Origin of the sequence: Enterobacter sp. SST3, from assembly GCF_000286655.1 — a bacterium.
Lineage (GTDB): Bacteria > Pseudomonadota > Gammaproteobacteria > Enterobacterales > Enterobacteriaceae > Enterobacter > Enterobacter roggenkampii.
In genome coordinates, this window is sequence record NZ_ALNS01000026.1 from 209,766 (window position 1) to 230,028 (window position 20,263).

Annotated in this window: 20 protein-coding genes; 13 read left to right on the forward strand and 7 right to left on the reverse strand. The window is 57.1% G+C overall.

The window, feature by feature from the left end:
* Positions 1-70: 70 nt before the first annotated feature.
* On the reverse strand, positions 71-574 hold the full coding sequence (locus B498_RS05720; RefSeq protein WP_008502434.1) for a winged helix-turn-helix transcriptional regulator: 504 nt from the start codon (positions 572-574) through the stop codon (positions 71-73).
* Between the two features lie 61 nt (positions 575-635).
* Here B498_RS05720 and B498_RS05715 point away from each other — a divergent pair, with 61 nt between their 5' ends.
* A complete protein-coding gene (locus B498_RS05715; RefSeq protein ID WP_008502435.1) occupies positions 636-872 on the forward strand; it encodes a tautomerase family protein in 237 nt (78 codons plus the stop codon).
* 65 nt (positions 873-937) lie between these two features.
* Here the strand turns inward: B498_RS05715 and B498_RS05710 are convergent, their stop codons facing one another.
* The gene (locus B498_RS05710; RefSeq protein WP_008502436.1) at positions 938-1,822 is read right to left on the reverse strand and encodes a LysR family transcriptional regulator; all 885 of its coding nucleotides are present in this window, start codon (positions 1,820-1,822) and stop codon (positions 938-940) included.
* Positions 1,823-1,936: 114 nt separating this feature from the next.
* Here B498_RS05710 and B498_RS05705 point away from each other — a divergent pair, with 114 nt between their 5' ends.
* The 9 genes from B498_RS05705 (at position 1,937) to clcB (ending at position 11,025) form a co-directional block, all read left to right on the forward strand.
* The gene (locus B498_RS05705; RefSeq protein ID WP_008502437.1) at positions 1,937-3,064 is read left to right on the forward strand and encodes an alpha/beta hydrolase; all 1,128 of its coding nucleotides are present in this window, start codon (positions 1,937-1,939) and stop codon (positions 3,062-3,064) included.
* A gap of 49 nt (positions 3,065-3,113) precedes the next feature.
* Positions 3,114-4,298, forward strand: a complete 1,185-nt coding sequence (locus tag B498_RS05700) for an MFS transporter (protein ID WP_032623005.1) — start codon at positions 3,114-3,116, stop codon at positions 4,296-4,298.
* Between the two features lie 84 nt (positions 4,299-4,382).
* The gene (locus B498_RS05695; protein ID WP_008502439.1) at positions 4,383-5,006 is read left to right on the forward strand and encodes a glutathione S-transferase family protein; all 624 of its coding nucleotides are present in this window, start codon (positions 4,383-4,385) and stop codon (positions 5,004-5,006) included.
* A 159-nt stretch (positions 5,007-5,165) separates the two neighbouring features.
* Positions 5,166-5,903 carry a YoaK family protein gene (locus B498_RS05690; protein WP_032623006.1) on the forward strand — a complete coding sequence of 246 codons (738 nt, stop codon included), beginning with the start codon at positions 5,166-5,168 and terminating at the stop codon, positions 5,901-5,903.
* Between the two features lie 276 nt (positions 5,904-6,179).
* Entirely contained in the window at positions 6,180-6,890 is a 711-nt protein-coding gene (osmY, locus tag B498_RS05685; protein ID WP_008502441.1) for an osmoprotectant ABC transporter permease OsmY, read from the forward strand.
* An 18-nt stretch (positions 6,891-6,908) separates the two neighbouring features.
* A complete protein-coding gene (gene osmX, locus B498_RS05680; protein ID WP_008502442.1) occupies positions 6,909-7,808 on the forward strand; it encodes an osmoprotectant ABC transporter substrate-binding protein OsmX in 900 nt (299 codons plus the stop codon).
* 8 nt (positions 7,809-7,816) lie between these two features.
* Positions 7,817-8,464 carry an osmoprotectant ABC transporter permease OsmW gene (gene osmW, locus B498_RS05675; RefSeq protein ID WP_008502443.1) on the forward strand — a complete coding sequence of 216 codons (648 nt, stop codon included), beginning with the start codon at positions 7,817-7,819 and terminating at the stop codon, positions 8,462-8,464.
* Positions 8,464-9,612 carry an osmoprotectant ABC transporter ATP-binding protein OsmV gene (gene osmV / locus B498_RS05670; RefSeq protein WP_008502444.1) on the forward strand — a complete coding sequence of 383 codons (1,149 nt, stop codon included), beginning with the start codon at positions 8,464-8,466 and terminating at the stop codon, positions 9,610-9,612. Before osmW ends, osmV begins: the two co-directional genes overlap by 1 nt.
* Before the next feature lie 102 nt (positions 9,613-9,714).
* Positions 9,715-11,025, forward strand: coding sequence for a voltage-gated ClC-type chloride channel ClcB (clcB, locus tag B498_RS05665; RefSeq protein WP_008502445.1), 1,311 nt, complete (start codon positions 9,715-9,717; stop codon positions 11,023-11,025).
* Here the strand turns inward: clcB and bioD are convergent.
* From bioD to B498_RS05650, 3 genes are all read right to left on the reverse strand, one after another.
* Complete coding sequence (bioD, locus tag B498_RS05660; RefSeq protein WP_008502446.1) at positions 10,960-11,655, reverse strand: dethiobiotin synthase; 696 nt, start codon at positions 11,653-11,655, stop codon at positions 10,960-10,962. The two genes, clcB and bioD, sit on opposite strands and share 66 nt — an antisense overlap.
* Before the next feature lie 130 nt (positions 11,656-11,785).
* Positions 11,786-13,006, reverse strand: coding sequence for a sugar metabolism global transcriptional regulator Mlc (mlc, locus tag B498_RS05655; protein ID WP_008502447.1), 1,221 nt, complete (start codon positions 13,004-13,006; stop codon positions 11,786-11,788).
* A gap of 94 nt (positions 13,007-13,100) precedes the next feature.
* Positions 13,101-14,033 carry a LysR family transcriptional regulator gene (locus B498_RS05650; protein ID WP_008502448.1) on the reverse strand — a complete coding sequence of 311 codons (933 nt, stop codon included), beginning with the start codon at positions 14,031-14,033 and terminating at the stop codon, positions 13,101-13,103.
* A 121-nt stretch (positions 14,034-14,154) separates the two neighbouring features.
* Between B498_RS05650 and B498_RS05645 the strand changes: the two genes are divergently transcribed.
* The gene (locus tag B498_RS05645) at positions 14,155-15,408 is read left to right on the forward strand and encodes an MFS transporter (RefSeq protein WP_008502449.1); all 1,254 of its coding nucleotides are present in this window, start codon (positions 14,155-14,157) and stop codon (positions 15,406-15,408) included.
* Between the two features lie 64 nt (positions 15,409-15,472).
* Here the strand turns inward: B498_RS05645 and B498_RS05640 are convergent, their stop codons facing one another.
* Positions 15,473-16,864, reverse strand: coding sequence for an APC family permease (locus tag B498_RS05640; protein ID WP_008502450.1), 1,392 nt, complete (start codon positions 16,862-16,864; stop codon positions 15,473-15,475).
* Between the two features lie 356 nt (positions 16,865-17,220).
* Positions 17,221-18,639 carry a glutamine synthetase family protein gene (locus B498_RS05630; protein WP_008502452.1) on the reverse strand — a complete coding sequence of 473 codons (1,419 nt, stop codon included), beginning with the start codon at positions 18,637-18,639 and terminating at the stop codon, positions 17,221-17,223.
* 214 nt (positions 18,640-18,853) lie between these two features.
* On the opposite strand from B498_RS05630, the gene puuD reads away from it, so the two are divergent.
* Both puuD and puuR read left to right on the forward strand, forming a co-directional pair.
* Entirely contained in the window at positions 18,854-19,618 is a 765-nt protein-coding gene (gene puuD, locus B498_RS05625) for a gamma-glutamyl-gamma-aminobutyrate hydrolase (protein WP_008502453.1), read from the forward strand.
* A gap of 25 nt (positions 19,619-19,643) precedes the next feature.
* Positions 19,644-20,201 (forward strand): HTH-type transcriptional regulator PuuR, encoded by a 558-nt coding sequence (gene puuR, locus B498_RS05620; protein ID WP_008502454.1) that lies wholly within the window; start codon positions 19,644-19,646, stop codon positions 20,199-20,201.
* Positions 20,202-20,263 lie beyond the last annotated feature (62 nt).

The following is a 20,263-nucleotide window of genomic DNA, read 5'->3' on the forward strand; positions in this document are numbered from 1 at the left end:
CCTAAATTTTAAGGGTATCAATCACCGCTCTCGCTGGGCTTTGACTCCCGGCAGTCCTTCAACCGCAGCTTCAAGCGTCAGTATGGTCAGGCGCCTGGGGCATGGCGGCGGAGTATTGGCTGTCGTGAAACGTTAACCGAACGTTTTTAGGATCAACGAACTTACCGTCGACGGTAACATAGGCGCTATTCACCACTTCTCCACTTTCTTTGTCTGTTAAGGCAATATGTGGTGCGTCGTGCAGTATGTTTTTATGACCCCACTCCATCAAAGAGAAAAGAATCGGCGCAAGGCTGCGGCTTTTGGCGGTAAGAACATACTCATACCGTTCACGCGCCCCTTCTTCCTGATAAGGGATTTTGCAAAGCAGGCCGAGTTCAGTCATTTTTTTTAACCGGTTCGCCAGCGTCTGCCGGGTGATTTTTGTATGATCCCGTATCGTTTCAAAGCGTGTTACCCCATAAAACGCCTCTCTCAGAATCAACAAAACCCATTGATCGCCAAGAAGCCCAGCGGCCGCCGCTAACCCACAAAGCTCAGGTAATAAGTACGGTAATGATTTATTTTTTGACATCTCTTCGTTTGCCTCGTAACCTGAGTATGATTTAAGGACTTAGTTATTTAAGGAGAATACAATGCCCTTCGTAAATGTGCAAACCATTAAAGGAATGATGAATTCGGAGCAAAAAAAAGAACTGCTACGTCGTATGACTGACCTTATTGTTGAAATTGAGGGAAACGGCGATCCTGAATTCCGGCGTTCAGTATGGATCCGTATTGACGAGCATGAACCGGAACAGTGGAGTCTTGGGGGAATACAGCCCACATCTGAAATGATTGCTGAAAAATTTGCCTCACCACAGCGGTCCTGATTTATTTTTAGTCATAGCTCACCGGCGGGCAGTTTGAATGTCCGCTCTCGTGATGTTATGCCGCCCTAAATTTTCAGCGTATCGATCACAGCCCTCAGGGCAGGCGACACGTTGCGGTGCGGATAATAGAGATACAACCCGTCCATGCGCAGGCTATAGCGCTGCAACACCCGGATAAGCGTTCCGCGCTCCAGATCGTCAGCCACCAGCTCCACCGGGACATAGGCCAGCCCAAGCCCCAGCCGGGCGGCCTCGGCTTCCATGTAGCTGTCAGACAGCGCCCATTGCCCCTCTGGCCGATGGGTGATTTTTTTCCCGTCCTGCACCAGTTCCCACTGATAGTCACTACCGTCGGCAAACTGGTAAGCAATGCAGGGATGGGCCACTAAATCGGCTGGCGTCTGCGGAAAACCGTAGCGTCTGAAGTGTTCCGGGGCAGCCACCGCGGCCATTTCCATATCAGGCGCGATACGCACAGCAATCATTCCCTGCCCCACTTCCGGCCCCAGTCTGACACCCGCATCGAACCGCTCGGCGATAATGTCGACGAAGCGGCTTTCATTGATCAGTTCCAGCCTGATGTCCGGGTAACGCTGTTTAAAAATGGCGAGCTTTGGCAGCAGACATTTATCGATAGCGTGCTGGCTGGCATTAATACGCACCGTGCCGGACGGCGTCTGACGATAGTGTGCCAGGGTCGCCAGACCCGTATCGAGCGTATCGAATGCAGACTCGGCGGTCTGATAAAGCTGTTCCCCGGCATGGGTGAGCGAGAGCTTGCGCGTGGTGCGGACCAGAAGTTGAACGCCCAATCGCTCTTCCAGCTCGCGAACCGAGCGGCTGATCCCGGATTGCGCCAGCCCAAGCCGAAGCGCGGCCGCCGTGAAGCTCCCCTCCCGTACCACCTGCATGAACAGGTACAGCTCATTATAGTTTTCCCGTTTCGCCATCATCCCCACCCATTTATAACAATATGATATGAATCATAGCAGCTTTCGCCCTCTAATCAGCACTATTTCTGCTAACTATAATGACCGCAACACAACAACCCAGGGTTCATTTCTATGAAAACATTTACCCAAAAACTGTCCGTTGCGATGCTGCTATGTGCATCATTAAGTGCAGTGAAAACAATGAGTTATGCAGAAACCTCCAACCCAAACGCGCCTGTTTCGATGGTGAGCACATGGGATAAAACCTTCGCCGAAAGTGACAAAGTCGATCACCGTAAGGTGTCCTTCCAGAACCGATACGGGATCACTTTGGTAGGCGATCTGTATCTTCCCAAAAACCGCGGCGACCGCAAGCTGGCGGCGATTGCGGTCAGCGGGCCATTTGGCGCGGTCAAAGAGCAGTCCAGCGGCCTGTATGCGCAAACCCTGGCAGAAAATGGGTTTGTGACCCTGGCGTTCGATCCGTCCTATACGGGCGAAAGCGGTGGCCAGCCGCGCAACGTAGCGTCTCCGGATATCAACACCGAAGACTTTAGCGCGGCGGTGGACTTCCTCGGGTTGCAGAAAGAGGTTGATCGTAACCGCATTGGTATTCTCGGCATCTGCGGCTGGGGCGGTATGGCGCTCAACGCAGCATTCATGGACACCCGCGTGAAGGCGGTCGCCACCAGCGTGATGTATGACATGAGCCGGGCGATGGGCCACGGCGTGGGCGACGGGAAAGATCGCTATTCAACGTCTGACCGCCGTGCCGTTCTGCAGTATCTGAACGCACAGCGCTGGAAAGATGCTGAGAACGGTACCTTCGCGCACGGCGGCCATGACATTTATGTCGATGAGAACGGCAAGGTGACGGCAGCTGAACGTATTCTACCGGAGGCGTTACCTGACAACCCGAAGCCGGTACTCAAAGAATTCTTTGACTACTACCGTATGCCGCGCGGCTTCCATGCGCGCTCCGTCAACTCCACCGGCGCGTGGACCGCGACCACGCCATTATCCTTTATGAATATGCCGCTGCTGAGCTACGGCAGGGAAATTACTATCCCAACGCTTATCGTAACCGGTGAAAAGGCACACTCCCGCTACTTTGCTGAAGATGCGTTTAAAGCGGTCGGCAGCAAGCAGAAGGAACTGGTGATTGTTCCGGGCGCAAACCATGTCGATCTCTACGATAATGCTGCCGGGAAGATCCCCTTCGGCCAGTTTGAGCAGTTCTTCAAAACCAACCTGAAATAAACCTCTACGCCACCCGCCCTATACGGGTGGCTCTTTGTGAAATCTGACTATGTCTACACTGAGCCGCACCACATCACAGAACACAGAGCATGCACACTGGAGTGGCGTTTTTGCCATGACCCTGTGCGTATTTGTCTTGATTGCCTCGGAATTTATGCCCGTCAGCCTGCTTACTCCCCTTGCCAGAGATTTGGGCGTTACGGAGGGTCTCGCTGGCCAGGGGATCGCGATTTCCGGCGCGCTGGCGGTGCTGACCAGCCTCTTCCTTTCCCGGCTTGCCGGGAATATAAACCGCAAACACCTTCTTCTGGGCATGACGCTCCTGATGGCGCTCTCGGGGATGATTATCGCTTTCGCCCCAAACTATCTGGTTTACATGACAGGCCGCGCGCTGATCGGTATCGCTATAGGCGGGTTCTGGTCCATGTCTGCCGCAACGGCCATTCGCCTTGTTCCGCCGCATAAGGTTGCGCGCGCGCTGGCCATTTTCAACGGCGGTAACGCGCTGGCAACGGTGGTGGCCGCCCCGCTTGGCAGCTATCTTGGGGCCACTATTGGCTGGCGCGGCGCATTTCTTTGTCTGGTGCCCGTGGCGATAGTCGCGTTCATCTGGCAGTGTTTAAGCCTGCCTGACATGAACGCGCGTAAAAACGGTACATCACGAGGAAGTGTTTTTCGGTTATTCCGCCAGCCTGCCGTTTCCGTTGGTCTGCTGGCCTGCGGCCTGTTCTTTATGGGGCAGTTTGCGCTGTTTACCTATCTGCGCCCGTTCCTTGAAACCGTCACCCGGGTGAGCGGAGCCGGGCTGTCGCTAATTTTGCTCACCATAGGCGTTGCAGGTTTTGTGGGCACCCTTTTCGTTGCCCTGGTGCTTAATGCCGCGTTTTACATAACGCTGATCGCGATCCCTCTACTGATGGCGGTCATCGCAGTCGCGTTGATTCTCGCCGGGCATAACGTGTGGATTGTGGCCCTGCTGTCAGGCCTATGGGGGATGCTGGCAACATCAGCGCCGACGGGGTGGTGGACGTGGATTGCGCGAACGCTGCCGAAGGATGCTGAAGCCGGCGGTGGACTGATGGTCGCGGTGATCCAGCTCGCCATTGCGCTCGGCTCAACGGCGGGCGGTATAGCCTTCGATCGTTATAGCTGGCAGAGCTCGTTTGCATTGAGTGGCATAGTGCTCCTCTTTGCGGCAGCGCTAACGTTTCTGCTTTCGCGTCTTCACAAATAACGCGCCGGATGATTTTTTGACGCTTTTTTTCACCGATCGTGTATTGTTTTTAAACAATAACATCCTCTAAAGGACACCTGCGCAATGATCACCATCCTCGGCAAAACCACCTCCATCAACGTTCGTAAAGTGCTCTGGACCTGCGAAGAAGCGGGCATAGCCTATCAGCAGGAAGATTACGGCAGCGGTTTTGCCTCGACGGAAACGGATGCCTTTCGCGCCCTGAACCCCAACGCCATGGTGCCGGTGCTGATAGATGGCGATTTCGTGCTGTGGGAGTCCAATTCCATCTGCCGTTATCTGGCGCGCAAGGCCGAACGTCACGATCTGCTGCCCGCAAAACCGCAGGCCTGCGCCAACGTTGAGCGCTGGATGGACTGGCAGGCCACTGAATTTAACAACGCCTGGCGCTATGTCTTCCCGGCGCTGGGGCGTAAAAACCCGGACTTTAACGACCCTGAGCGCATTGCGGCGGGAATCAAAGAGTGGAACCACTGCATCACCATTCTGGAAAACCAGCTGCAGCGCACCGGGGCCTTTGCGGCGGGCGAGACGTTTACCCTCGCGGACGTGGTGCTTGGGCTGTCGGTGAATCGCTGGAAAATGACGCCGTTTGATAAGCCAGACGTGCCCGCCATTGAGGCCTGGTTCGAGCGCCTTAACCAGCGTCCGGCATTTTTGCGTCACGGCAATAACGGCATGATATAAAACTTAATGCCTGAATGAATACCGCAACGAGGCTGTTTTATTTAATTACGAAACCCTGATTGTCGTCAGAGGGAATAATAATTAAGCCATATCCTGGACAGCCCATTGCACCGCTTTGCTAGCCTGAATAGTCAGGCAAAGCTCAACCCGGAGGTATTCTTGCTGATTAAACTCAAGAAAAAACGAACGCATCAGGAGGATCGCCGGCTTGCTCTCTGGCTGGCGACCTCAGCAGGTTTGCTGAACGCCATCGCCCTCGGGGCATTTGGTTTTTTTCCCTCACACATGACCGGCAACACCTCACAGTTATCCAGCGAAGTTTCTTCTACCGATCTGAGCGATATGATTTTCTTCGGCTCGATAATTCTCTCTTTTGTGGCTGGCGCCATTATTGCGCGCACGATCGTGATATGGGGAATTATCCATAACGTCAGGCTGGTTTTTTGCCAGATCCTTTTTGTCGAGGGGATATTACTGACCGGCGTTTCCTTCTACGAAATGTATTTCCATGCGCTCACCAGCAATCGCGAGATTATTCTTTTTCTCTGCTTTCTGATGGGCATTCATAATTCCACCTCCACGCAGCTTTCCGGCGGACGGGTAAGATCGACGCACATTACCGGCACGCTGACGGACGCGGGGATTTCCCTGGCCTCCGTCATGGTGGCGATGCTGCGCAGGGATTACTCCAAAGATACAGCCGCGCAAAAAAGTCAGCTAAAAACCCACTTAACCACCCTGTTTTCGTTCATTACGGGCGGCATCGCGGGACTGCTGCTGTTCAGATGGATTGGCTTTAACGCCATGCTGGCGCTGGGGGTGATGCTCGCGTTTGTCGCCACCGTTTCAATTATCACCGTCTCGTCGCGGGTTCGACGGGTTCGTGCCCCTCTATGAAGGTAATGACCTGTACTCGGCATAAAAGCCCTTTAAATGTGACACTGTCACATCTAAATATTCGCTTTAGGACTATTCTGCCCGCCCCACAATCAGGCCTTATGCCATAAGGCCTGACCTCAGGTTGCCACTAGTTTCATAGGGTTACTGATTTTCCCCCTTCGCTGGAACCCTTCCCAAACGCTTGCTATAGGTCAATTACCCCTGCCGAAACATGGCATAACAACAGGCAACCGGTGGTTGCTATAACGCATGCGCACAGGGAGACACACCGCAATGCACCCATTACTCAAACGTTCGCTGCTGTTTGTCGGCGCCATTATCGTGGTTCTCGCCCTCCTCGTCTGGGGGATCGGGCTGGAGACCATCAAAGCGCGTCAGGTTGACCTGATCTATCTCGGGCAACAGCATATGATTCTGGTTTTCTCATCAATGTTCTTTGCCCTGCTGGTGGGTATTCCGGCCGGTATTCTGCTGAGCCGCCCGGCCGCGCGGGGTATCGCCGAATACGTGATGCAAATCTTTAATGTCGGCAACACCCTGCCGCCGCTGGCCGTGCTGGCGCTGGCGATGGTGGTGATTGGTATTGGCGATACGCCGGCCATCATCGCCCTGTTCCTCGCCTCGCTGCTGCCAATCGTGCGCAACACCTATGCCGGGCTGTGCTCGGTCCCGCCATCGCTGCTGGAAGCGGCAAACGGCATCGGGATGACCAAATGGCAGCGTCTGCGCCAGGTGGAGCTGCCTGCCGCCTGGCCGGTCATGCTCTCGGGGATCCGCATCGCCACCGCCATTAACGTCGGTACCGCACCGCTGGCGTTCCTGATTGGTGCCAGCAGCTACGGCGAGCTGATTTTCCCCGGCATTTATCTGAACGATTTCCCGACCCTGATCCTCGGCGCGGCGGCCACCGCCCTGTTCGCCCTGATCCTCGATACCCTGCTGGCGGCGCTGGGTCGCGTGATGAGTCCCCATCTCGCTCGATAACAATAACAAGGAGCTTTTATGAGACTGATATCCAGCCTGGCGGCGCTGTGTGCCGCGGCGCTGTTCACCGGCCAGACCATTGCGGCCCCGCTGATTCTGGCGACCAAGAGCTTTACCGAGCAGCACATTCTCTCGGCGATGACCGTGCAGTACCTTCAAAAGAAAGGCTTTCAGGTGCAGCCGCAAACCAATATCGCCACGGTGATCTCCCGCAACGCGATGATCAACAAACAGATTGATATGACCTGGGAGTACACCGGCACGTCATTAATCATCTTTAACCATATCAACAAGCGCATGTCGCCCCAGGAGTCTTACGAGACGGTGAAACGTCTGGACGCGAAGCACGGTCTGGTCTGGCTCAAGCCCGCCGACATGAACAACACCTATGCGTTCGCCATGCAGCGCAAGCGCGCCGAGGCGGAACATATCAACACCATGTCGGAGATGGTGGCGAAGATTGAGCAGATCCGTAAAACCAACCCGGACAAAAACTGGCTGCTGGGCTTAGACCTGGAATTTGCCGGGCGCAGCGACGGCATGAAGCCGCTTCAGGCCGCCTATAAGATGGACCTGGACCGCCCGCAGATCCGCCAGATGGACCCCGGTCTGGTTTATAACGCGGTGCGCGACGGCTTCGTCGACGCCGGGCTGATTTATACCACCGACGGGCGGGTGAAGGGCTTCGATCTCAAGGTGCTGGAAGACGATAAAGGCTTCTTCCCGAGCTATGCCGTCACCCCGGTGGTCCGTAAGGACACGCTGGAGGCCAATCCGGGCCTGGAAGAGGCGCTCAACACCCTCTCGGCCCAGCTCAACAACGACGTTATCACCGAACTGAACAAGAAGGTGGATATCGACCATCAGTCACCGCAGCAGGTCGCCCGTGATTTCCTGCGTAGCAAACAGCTGCTGTAGGAGGCGCTATGGAGACGATTCACTACATTCTGGACAACTGGGACTACCTCTTAACCCTGACGCTGCAGCATCTCTGGCTGGTGGCGCTGGCCGTGGGCTTAGCCATTCTCATCGGCGTCCCGCTCGGCATTCTGATTGTCCGCCACAAGTGGCTGGCGACGCCGGTGCTGGGGATAGCCACCATCGTGCTGACCATTCCGTCCATTGCGCTGTTTGGCCTGATGATCCCGCTGTTTTCGCTGATCGGTCAGGGGATTGGCGCCCTGCCCGCGATCGCGGCGGTGTTTCTCTACTCGCTGCTGCCGATTGTGCGCAACACCCACACCGCGCTCGACAGCCTGCCGCCGGGCCTGCGCGAAGCCGGGCGTGGCATCGGCATGACCTTCTGGCAGCGCCTGCGCTGGGTCGAAATTCCGATGGCGCTGCCGGTGATTTTCGGCGGGATCCGCACCGCCGTGGTGATGAACATCGGCGTGATGGCGATTGCCGCGGTGATCGGCGCGGGCGGTCTGGGTCTGCTGCTGCTCAACGGCATCGGCGGAAGCGATATCCGCATGCTGATTGCGGGCGCGTTGATGATTTGTCTTTTAGCGATTGTGCTCGACTGGCTGCTGCACCGTCTGCAGGTGGTTCTGACTCCGAAGGGGATTCGATAATGATAAAACTGGAAAACCTCACCAAACACTTTTCACAGAAGCACGGCCAGACCTTCAAGGCCGTCGACAACGTCAACCTGAACGTGCCCGAAGGGGAAATGTGCGTCCTGCTCGGCCCGTCCGGCTGCGGGAAGACCACCACCCTGAAGATGATTAACCGCCTCATTACGCCGAGCAGCGGGACGATCCTGATCAACGGCGAAGACACCAGCGGGATGGACACCGTCACCCTGCGCCGCAACATCGGCTACGTGATCCAGCAGATTGGCCTGTTCCCGAACATGACCATCGAAGAGAACATTACCGTCGTACCGCGCATGCTGGGCTGGGATAAAGCGCGCTGCAAAACCCGCGCCGAAGAGCTGATGGATATGGTGGCGCTGGATCCGCATAAGTTCCTGAATCGCTACCCGCGCGAGATGTCCGGCGGCCAGCAGCAGCGCATCGGCGTGATCCGCGCCCTGGCGGCGGATCCGCCGGTGCTGCTGATGGATGAGCCCTTCGGCGCGGTGGACCCGATCAACCGCGAGGTGATCCAGAACCAGTTCCTCGAGATGCAGCGCAAGCTGAAAAAAACCGTCATGCTGGTGAGCCACGATATCGATGAGGCCCTGAAGCTTGGCGACCGTATTGCGGTGTTCCGGCAGGGGAAAATCGTCCAGTGCGCCAGCCCGGACGAACTGCTGGCGAAACCGGCGAATGAGTTTGTCGGCTCGTTTGTCGGTCAGGACCGCACGCTGAAGCGCCTGCTGCTGGTCTCGGCGGGCGATGTCACCGACCAGCAACCGACCATTACGGTGCGGGGCTCTACTCCGCTCCCTGAAGCCTTTGCCACCATGGATGATAACGATATCCGCGCCATCACCGTGGTGGACGAGCACGGTAAACCGCTGGGCTTTGTGAAGCGTCGCGAAGCGCGTAACGCCAGCGGGACCTGCGCCGACATCCTGCATCCGTTCCGCATGACCGGCAAAGCCGAAGACAACCTGCGCGTGGTGCTGTCACGCCTGTATGAGAGCAACACCAGCTGGATGCCGATCGTGGATGAGGACGGGCGCTACAACGGCGAGATTTCTCAGGACTATATAGCCGAGTATCTCAGTTCAGGTCGTACGCGTCGGGCGTTGAATATACATAGCGAGAGCTAATCTTTCCGGCCGGGCATCGCCCGGCTTTTCCGCACGCATACCTTTTGCTAACCCCGCGATTTCCCGCCACAATATTGTATCTTTCCCGTTTACTCGCGACCCATGCAACGTCTTCATACGTACCCCGACATCCGCGCGATGTTTCGTCGACTGCTGATTGCTACCGTCACCGGCGTGCTGGCCGCGCTGGCCGTTGCGGTGTTCCGCCACAGCATGTTTCTGCTGGAGTGGTTGCTTCTCAGCAACGACAGCGACAGCCTGGTGAATGCCGCCGCGTCGCTCTCACCCTGGCGGCGCGCGCTGACACCCGCGCTGGGCGGGCTGGCTGCGGGACTGTTACTCTGGGGATGGCAACGGCTGACCGCCCAGCGGCCTCATGCCCCCACCGATTATATGGAAGCGCTGGAGACCGGCGACGGTCAGTTTGATTACGGCGCCAGCCTGGTGAAATCCCTTGCCTCGCTGCTGGTCGTGGCCAGCGGAAGCGCCATCGGGCGTGAAGGGGCGATGATCCTGCTTGCCGCCCTCGCCGCCTCCTTTTTTGCCCGGCGCTTTACGCCCAAATCTGAATGGAAGTTATGGATCGCCTGCGGCGCCGCGGCCGGGATGGCCAGCGCCTACCATGCTCCGTTAGCCGGAAGCCTGTTCATTGCGGAGATTCTGTTTGGCACCCTGATGCTGGCCTCGCTCGGGCCCGTGGTTATCGCGGCGGTAGTGGCGCTTCTCACCACGCAGCTCCTGGCGCCGGGAACCGGCACGCTCTACGCGGTCCATCTGAGCGGCACACTCACCGCAACTGATTATGCCCTGCTGGCCGCCATGGGGCTGGTGGCGGGTCTCTGCGGACCGCTGCTGATGTGGCTGATGGCGTTCAGCCACGGGCTATTCCTGCGCCTTAAGCTTTCGCCCCCGTGGCAGCTGGCGCTCGGCGGTGCGATCGTCGGGCTACTGTCTCTTCTGACGCCGAAGGTGTGGGGGAACGGCTATAGCGTGGTGCAGACTTTTCTGCTCGCCCCACCGCTGCTGTCGATCGTTGCAGGCGTCTTTATCTGTAAACTGCTGGCGGTACTGGCGAGCAGCGGTTCGGGCGCGCCGGGCGGGGTGTTCACGCCCACGCTGTTTGTCGGCATGGCGACAGGGATGCTGTTTGCACAGCTTTTCGCGCTGTGGCTGCCGGGCGCTGAGACGGCGATTCTGCTTGGGCTGGCGGGGATGGCGACGCTACTCGCCGCGACCACGCATGCGCCCATTATGTCGGCGCTGATGGTCTGTGAAATGACCGGGCAATATTTTTTACTGCCCGGTTTGCTGGTCGCCTGCGTGCTGGCGTCCGTGCTGTCGCGGACGTTACGCCACGACTCGATCTACGGTCAACACGCCACTGAGGGCAGAGAGATCGATGTACTGCGCTAGCTCGCGCTGCTCGGCGCGAGGCAGATAAGGCAGTTCACCCACCAGTGGTCCGGGTAGTTTGGTGCTCAACACGTCGATGATCTCCGCATAGTGCGCCAGACCAGGGTTGATGCGGTTGGCCACCCAGCCAACCAGCGGCAGGCCGTCATTGGCAATCGCCTGCGCCGTCAGCAGCGCATGGTTAATGCACCCTTCCTGGATCCCCACCACCATCACCACCGGAAGCTGTTCCTGCACCACCCATTCCGACAGCGGGCGCAGATCGTTCATCAGGCTGCGCCAGCCGCCCGTGCCTTCCACCACCACGTGATCGACCTTCTCGCACAGGCTCGCCAGACCGTTGGACAGCAGAGGGTAATTAATCAGGCCGCTGTGCGCCACGCTGCTCTCCTCTTCGCTTAACGCAATAGGATTGATCGCGTGATAAGGCAGTTCCAGTGACGAGACGCTTTGCAGTACCAGGGCGTCTTTATTACGCAATCCCTCTGGCGTCTCTTTACTCCCTTTTGCGACCGGTTTGTACCCTGCCACGCGTTTACCGCTTGCTGCCAGCGCCTGCAGCAATGCGCGGGATACAACGGTCTTGCCGACAGAGGTATCTGTACCAGTAACAAAGAAACGCTTAAGCATGACTCACTCCACCTCTTGGGTATGCTTCGAAAATATAAACCAGGTAAATAATTCAGTGGAGGAAGTCTACGGGATGCGTGCGCTACCCGGCTTGAGATAGCGCAATTTTTCTTACATCTGCAAAAAAGAGTTAACCCTGTAACAGGCGGATCAACAGCGAGCCGTTATACATGGCATCTTTGACCAGCGCGGCGCCGGCCATCGTGCCCTGATTGGAAAACTGGGTACTTTCTACCGCAATGTTCCGGCTGTAGGCGGGAAGCGACTGCTGCTGAATACAGGCCGTAATCGCCGGGAAGAGGATCTCCGCCGCCTGGCTCAGCGGTGAGCCAATAAGGATTTTTTGCGGGTTGAAGAGGTTCACCATAATCGCCAGAATGCGGCCAACGTTATTCCCCACCCCGGTAATGATGTCCTTCGCCAGCAGATCGCCCTGACGCGCCGCGGCGCAGAGAGAATCCACCGTGAGGGGTTGTCCGTGCAGCGAGGAGCTCATGGACTGACTGAGCCTGACCTGCGCTAGCTCCAGCACGCTTTCCACGCTGGCAATGGTCTCCAGACAGCCGTGGTTCCCGCAGTAGCAGCGCTTGCCGTATGGGTCGACCTGGGTATGGCCAATTTCCACCAGACTGCTGCTTCCGGCGTGGAGAAGACGTCCGTCGGTAATGACGCCTGCCCCGACGTTATGATCGATAACCACCTGAATCACATCCCTCGCCCCGCGTGACGCGCCGAACAGCGCCTCCGCCATGGTCCAGGCGCTGATGTCATGCTGAATATAGACCGGCACGCCGGTATGGTTTTTCAGCACTTCCCCCAGCGGCATCTCTTTAACATCGTCGTAAAACGGCATGCGGTGAACAATGCCATTTTCGGTATCAATAATCCCCGGCATGGTGATGGCAATCGCCGTTAAGCGTTCAAGCTTCTGCTGGTGACGAATAAAGAAGCGATCGATATGCGAAACAATCGCGTCGAGGAGCGGTTCCTCAGCGTTGAGCGGCAGATCAAGACGGTCTTCCACCACCAGCTTGCTGCTGAGATCGCGCAGCGCAAGGAAGATCTCCCCCCGGCTGATGCGCAGCGACAGGTAGTGCCAGGCTTCCGTCTCCACCACCAGCCCGACTGCCGGACGGCCACGGCTGCCCGGCTCCTGAATTTCCGTCTCCTGAACCAGGTGCGCTTCCAGCATCTCGCGGACAATCTTGGTAATACTGGCGGGTGCCAGCTGTGCCAGGCGCGAAAGATCGATACGCGAAACCGGACCAAGCTGATCAATCAGGCGATACACCGCGCCAGCGTTGGTCTGCTTAATCTGATCAATATGCCCTGGCTGACTATCAGCGACCACCTCGTACTCCCTTATTTTCGAGCTTCGAAATAAACTGTTGGCTATGGTGAAGCACTTGCAGGGCTGCCGTCAAATATTTACTTAGCCATGTGATTTACTGCACATTTTTGCCCACTTTTCCCTGAAAATGCCGCCCGGCGGAGACGTTCATCAACTGCTGTTTGAAGCGCTGCGCGGCATGGCTCTGTTCGCGATGTTTTGCCCAGACCAGCCACATCTCTGAAACGGCATCCTCTTCGGCGATGGTCACCCAGCGCATTTCGCGCAGTTGTACCCGTTTAAAGGAGGCCGGAAGAATAGACACCCCCAGCCCGGCGGCGACCAGGCCGATAATGGTCATCGCTTCCCCGACTTCCTGGGTGATGACCGGGGCAAGATCGTAGCGGCGCATCAGCCCCAGGATATCGTCATACAGACCCGTTCCGACCTGCGGGTCAAAAAAGACAAACGGCTCGTTTGCCAGCTCTGCCAGCGAAACCGCCGGACGCGACGCCAGCGGGTGATCGTGCGGGATCATGGCCATCAGCGGCTCGCGCAGGATCACCTCCCACGCCAGCGAGTCCGGCAGCTGGGTATTACGCATCAGCCCCAGATCCAGCGAACCTTCATTGAGCGGCGCGATCTGCTCGCGGGTGTTGATCTCGCGCGTTTGAATATGAACATCCGGGAAATGGCGACGGAATGACGACAGGGTTTCCGAGACGGCGCTGATAAACGGTGCGGACGAGGTAAACCCGATGCGCAACTCTCCGGCCTCCCCGAGATAGAGCCGTTCTGCCCGGGCGGTGGCGTCCTCGACCATGCTCAGAATTTGTCGGCTATCGATGAGAAACTGCTTACCCGCCGCCGTCAGGCTCACGCTGCGGTTGGTGCGGGCCAGAAGGCGCGCCCCGACCTGCTGCTCCAGAATCTGAATCTGCTGGCTTAAGGGAGGCTGAGAGATGTTCAGCCGCGCCGCCGCGCGGCCAAAATGCAGCTCTTCGGCGACGGCGACAAAGTAGCGGAGATGACGCAGCTCGATATTCATATTTCTAAAGTATCATTTGAGATTATTAATATATTAGACAGAATATTTACATTTTCCTACCCTTATCAGGTGGTCATACCCGTCACCAGAAATCACGGGGATGTTTAAGCAAGGAAACTGTGTGAGTCGTACAACTGCCATTGATATCGATCCGGCGAGCGATATCGATGATTTACCTGCAACATCGCAGCCGGTTCAGTTCATTAAACGTGGTACCCCCCAATTTATGCGCGTCACGCTGGCGCTCTTCTCCGCCGGTCTGGCGACCTTCGCCCTGCTCTATTGCGTTCAGCCGATCCTGCCCGTGCTCTCCCATGAGTTTGGCGTTTCACCCGCCAGCAGCAGCGTATCCCTCTCTATTTCAACCGGTATGCTGGCGGTTGGCCTGCTCTTTACCGGGCCGCTGTCCGACGCCATCGGCCGTAAACAGGTGATGGTAACCGCGCTGATGCTGGCCTCGGTTTGTACGCTACTCTCGACCATGATGACCAGCTGGCACGGCATCCTGGTGATGCGTGCGCTGATCGGGCTCTCGCTCAGCGGCGTGGCGGCGGTCGGGATGACCTACCTCAGCGAGGAGATCCACCCGAGCTTTGTTGCCTTCTCTATGGGGCTATACATCAGCGGGAACTCGATTGGCGGGATGAGCGGGCGTCTGCTGAGCGGGGTATTCACGGACTTCTTTAGCTGGCGTATTGCGCTGGCGGTCATCGGCTGTTTCGCGCTGGCTTCTGCCCTGATGTTCTGGAAAATTCTGCCGGAATCGCGTCATTTCCGCCCGACATCGCTGCGCCCGAAAACGCTGTTTATCAACTTCCGCCTGCACTGGCGCGACAAGGGGCTGCCGCGCCTGTTCCTGACCGGCTTCCTGCTGATGGGCTCGTTCGTCACGCTGTTTAACTATATTGGCTATCGCCTGATGCTCTCGCCGTGGCATCTGAGCCAGGCTCTTGTCGGTTTACTCTCGGTTGCGTATTTGACCGGAACGTGGAGTTCACCGAAGGCCGGGGCAATGACCGCCCGCTATGGCCGCGGCCCGGTCATGCTGTTCTTCACATCGGTGATGCTGGTCGGCCTGCTGCTGACGCTCTTCTCCTCCCTGTGGCTGATTTTTGCCGGCATGCTGCTCTTCTCCGCGGGTTTCTTCGCCGCCCACTCGGTCGCCAGCAGCTGGATTGGCCCACGCGCGCGTCGCGCCAAGGGCCAGGCATCCTCGCTGTATCTGTTTAGCTATTACCTGGGGTCCAGCATCGCCGGGACGCTCGGCGGCGTGTTCTGGCATCACTACGGCTGGAACGGCGTGGGCGGGTTTATTGCGCTGATGCTGTGCGCGGCGTTGCTCGTGGGGGGAAGCCTGCATAAACGTCTGAGATAATATGCTCGCGGGCGGACGTCCGTTTCCCGAAAAACGGCACCAGCGTACTGGTGCCGTTTCACGTTCAGGAATCCCAGGCCTGCTCTATTTTACCGGCTTCAAACTGCGGAGGCGGTTTTCGGAAACGGCGCGTGAGCCATGTCAGGTAAAGGATCCCCAGTGCCGCCCAGATGAGGCCAAGCGTCAGGGACGTCGCTTCGAGGTTTATCCACAGCACGCCGACCGTGACGGCACCAATGAGCGGCAGCAGAAGATAGTGGAACCGATCTTTCCACGTTTTGTTCAGCCCCTTGCGCCGCCAGAAATGGTTGTACACCGAGAGATTAACAAACGTAAACGCCACCAGCGCGCCAAAGTTGATCAGCGCCGTCGCGGTCACGAGATCAAAGTACAGGGCCGACAGCGCCACTATCCCAACCATAATGACGTTCAGGGCTGGCGTACGCCATTTCGGATGCACGTAGCCAAACACCCGCTCCGGAAACACGTTGTCACGCCCCATCACATACAGTAAGCGAGAGACGCTGGCGTGCGAGGCCAGGCCTGAAGCGAGCGTATTCACAAACGTGGTACACAGAAACACCGACTGGAAGAGCTTGCCGCCCACGTACAGCGCGATTTCCGGCAGCGCAGCGTCCGGGTTTTTGAAGCGCGCGATCGTCGGGAAAAAGAGCTGCATGAAAAACGAGGCAACAATAAATATCAGCCCGCCATACAAAGCGGTGAGGAAGATGGCTTTGGGGATCACCCGCGCCGCGTTTGGCGTCTCTTCCGACAGCGTGGTGACCGCGTCAAAGCCGAGGAAAGAGAAGCAGACGATAGTCGCGCCGGTAATAATCGGGATCAGGTGTGCGTTCTCGCTGATAAACGGCTGGAGCGACCAGACGGTGCCGACGCCCTCTCCCTTATGCAGACCGTGCACCACCAGTATGACAAACACCACCATGATGGCGATCTGCACCAGCACAAACAGGGTGTTAAAGTTGGCGACCAGATTCACACTCTTCAGGTTCGCCAGCGTCAGGATCGTCACAAACCCCACCACCCAGACCCACGGCGGGACTTCAGGGAACAGCGCGGAAAGGTAGATCTTCGCCAGCAGCACGTTGATCATCGGCAGGAAGAGATAATCCAGCAGCGATGACCAGCCGACCATAAAACCTAAATGGGGGCCGATCGATTTCTGCGTGTAGGTGTACGCGGAGCCCGCTTCCGGGAACTGTCGTACCAGTTTGCCGTAGCTGATGGCGGTAAACATGACGCCAGCCAGCGCCAGGAGATACGAGGCGGGCACGTGGCCATTGCTGATACCGGACACAATACCGAAGGTATCAAACACGGTCATCGGGGTGAGATAAGCCAGCCCCATCATGACCACCTGCCAGAGCTTGAGGGAACTGCGCAGCCGGGTTCTTCCTGCCATGCGCGGCGAGTCAAGAGAGGTGTTAGTCGCCATAAACCGTCCCCCCCATGCTTACCGTGGTTTGCAATCGCGCTGTCCTTAACGCAAACCTGCTTAGCAAAGGGGGAAGTTGTAAAGAACACACGCGATCGTACCAGCGCAGCGTCTCTCGCTCGCACTTACAGCAGGCGCCTGACTGGCCCCCTTCGCCCTGCGGATAGTTGAACATCTGCATCATTTCCTACCTCGTCACACAGTGTCGTTAAGAAAATCCCTGTGCCGCCTGCGCTCCATAACGCGACTCCCGGGAGAAAGCTGGCGTGCCAGCGAACAGTTAGGCCAGGCTCCGCGCAGGCCGTTTGGTGATACGTGTCAGATGAAATAAAGCGGCCCCTTACCGGGGCACGTCATCAGGCGTTTTTCAGCATCCACTCAATTTCCGTTTCGGTAATCAGGCGTTCAAACTGCAGTAATTCATCATTTTTGCAGGCGTGATAGACGTGGCAGAAACGTTCGCCCAGCCGCTCGCGAAGGCTATCGTTTTGCATAAATTCCCACAGCGCATCGCTCTGACGAATCGGGAACGGCAGCCCGTCCTGCTCCAGACCATTGCCTTCCACTTCTTCCTGCAGGGGTAAATCGTTATCCAGCCCGTGTAGAATGCCGGCAAAAATCGCCGCCATCACCAGATACGGGTTCGCGTCAGCGCCCGCCACCCGGTACTCGACCCGATGGTTATGGCGATCGCCGCAGGGGATACGCAGGGCAACGGTGCGATTATTGTGTCCCCATGACGCCTGCGTCGGCACGTACATCCCCGGCTGGAAACGGCGGTAGGAGTTGACGTTCGGTGCCAGCAGCGCCATGGACGCAGGCATCAGGTCGATCATCCCGGCCAGCGCGCGTTTCAGCAGCGCGGAATCCTCTCCGTTGGCGTCTGCGAGCACGTTTTCGCCTCGGTTGTTTTGCATGCTGATGTGGATATGCATCCCGCTGCCCGCATGTTCTTCATACGGCTTTGCCATAAACGTGGCGTGCATCTTATGTTTTTCCGCCATCTGCCTGACGAGACGTTTAAGCGCCAGCGCATCATCGCAGGCGTCGAGCACGTTTTCCGTATGGTGCAGGTTTATCTCAAACTGGCCCGGGGAGGCCTCAGCCACTGCCCCGTCGGCGGGGATCAGCTGCAGCTGCGCCAGTTCGTCAATATCGTTCAGCACGTCAGCAAAATGGTTAAGATTATCAACCGAGTAGACCTGACTCTGCGTGTTACGCACGTCGGTCCCCGGCGCGCAGGGTGGCTGCAGATAGCCGTCGGCATCGCGTTTACGGTCAAGTAAATAGAACTCCAGCTCTACCGCTACCACGGGGAACAGGCCGCGCTGGCGCAGCTGCTGCCAGAGTCGGTTGAGTACGTTCCGCGGCTCAACGTCAAAGGGAGCGCCATCTTCATCGACCATGGTGAGCTGCACCTGACCAATGTATTCCGGGTCGGCGGCGGAAGGCGTCAGGGTGCCCGGCACCGGCACGCAGATGCAGTCCGGCTCGCCGAGCTCCTGCCCCAGGCCCGCCTCTTCCACGACGTTACCCAGAATGTCCATGGCAAAAACCGATGCCGGGAAATAGCAGCCTTTTTCAAGCTTGCTCAGTCCGGCAACCGGGATGCGTTTGCCGCGAAAACAGCCGTTCAGGTCGGTCAGGAGGACATCAATAAACTGGGTGTCAGGATACTTTTCTAAATAGCGCTTCACTTCCTGCGTAAAGGCGCTGCCCCGCCTCTCATCCGTGTGCTGCACAAAGTTCTCAACTTCTACGATATTGGTTTCCATGATTTACCACCGTTTTTGGGATTTGCGTTCGCTGCTCTGGACTGTCAAATATAATGTCCACCCTATCGAATCTGTATGCAAATAAATTGTTTGTCAAATGTTAAATTAAGTTTGCAAAAGGCAGATCGCGTTGCTAAATTGAGAAAATATTGAACGAAAAGGCCGTTTATCAGGCGAAAATGGCCTAAATTTAGTCCACTTTGTGAGGGCGATCATGGAAAATATAATGAACAAGCCAGTTATTGGCGTGGTGATGTGTAGAAACAGGCTTAAGGGTCATGAGACCCAGACCCTGCAAGAAAAGTACCTGAATGCCATTATTAACGCGGGGGGTTTACCGATTGCCTTACCGCATGCGCTGGCAGAGCCAGAGCTGCTCACCGCTCTGCTGCCCTCCCTGGACGGGATTTACCTGCCGGGCAGCCCAAGTAACGTGCAGCCGCACCTTTATGGTGAAAACGGCGATGAGCCTGACGCCGATCCCGGGCGAGATCTTCTGAGTATGGCGCTGATTGCCGCCGCGCTCGAAAGGCGCATCCCCATTTTCGCCATCTGCCGGGGGCTGCAGGAACTGGTTGTTGCAACGGGAGGGACGCTGTATCGCCGCCTGTTCGAGCAGAACGACCTGCTTGAGCACCGGGAAGATCCTGAACTGCCGGTTGAGCTACAATACGCCCCGTCTCATGAAGTTCAGGTTCAGGAGGGAGGACTGCTGTCTCAATTAATACCAGGCTGTAACACATTTTGGGTAAACTCGTTACACGGGCAAGGTGCACGGACGTTAGGACCACGGCTTCGCGTGGAGGCCCGCTCGACGGATGGGCTGGTCGAGGCGGTCAGCGTTCATGACCACCCTTTTGCCCTCGGCGTGCAATGGCACCCCGAATGGAACAGCAGCGAGTACGCCCTGTCCCGTATGTTGTTTGAAGGTTTTATCACCGCCTGTCAAAGCCACATTGCCGAGAAGCAACGGCTTTGACCACTACCGTAAAGGAAATGCAACTATGAGCGATGACGGACTGGCGCCAGGGAAACGTCTGTCTGAGATCCGCCAGCAGCTGGGTCTCTCGCAGCGGCGTGCCGCCGAACTGTCTGGGTTAACACACAGTGCCATCAGCACCATTGAGCAGGACAAAGTCAGTCCTGCTATCAGTACGCTGCAAAAGCTGCTGAAAGTTTATGGGCTGTCGCTCTCGGAATTCTTTTCGGAACCGGAAAAACCTGATGAACCGCAGGTGGTTATTAATCAGGAAGACCTTATCGAAATAGGCAGTCAGGGGGTTTCGATGAAGCTGGTTCATAACGGAAATCCGAACCGTACGCTGGCGATGATTTTTGAAACTTACCAGCCTGGAACCACGACCGGAGAGAGGATCAAACACCAGGGTGAGGAGATCGGTACGATACTGGAAGGTGAAATATTGTTGACCATTAATGGCCAGCAATATCACCTGGTTGCGGGGCAGAGCTATGCCATCAATACCGGCATACCGCACAGCTTCAGCAACACCTCGGCAGGCATCTGCCGCATTATCAGTGCCCACACTCCCACCACGTTCTAATTACCACTCAGTCCCGGCGTAAGCGCGCTTACGCCGGGAAATATAAAAACGATCGCTGTCGG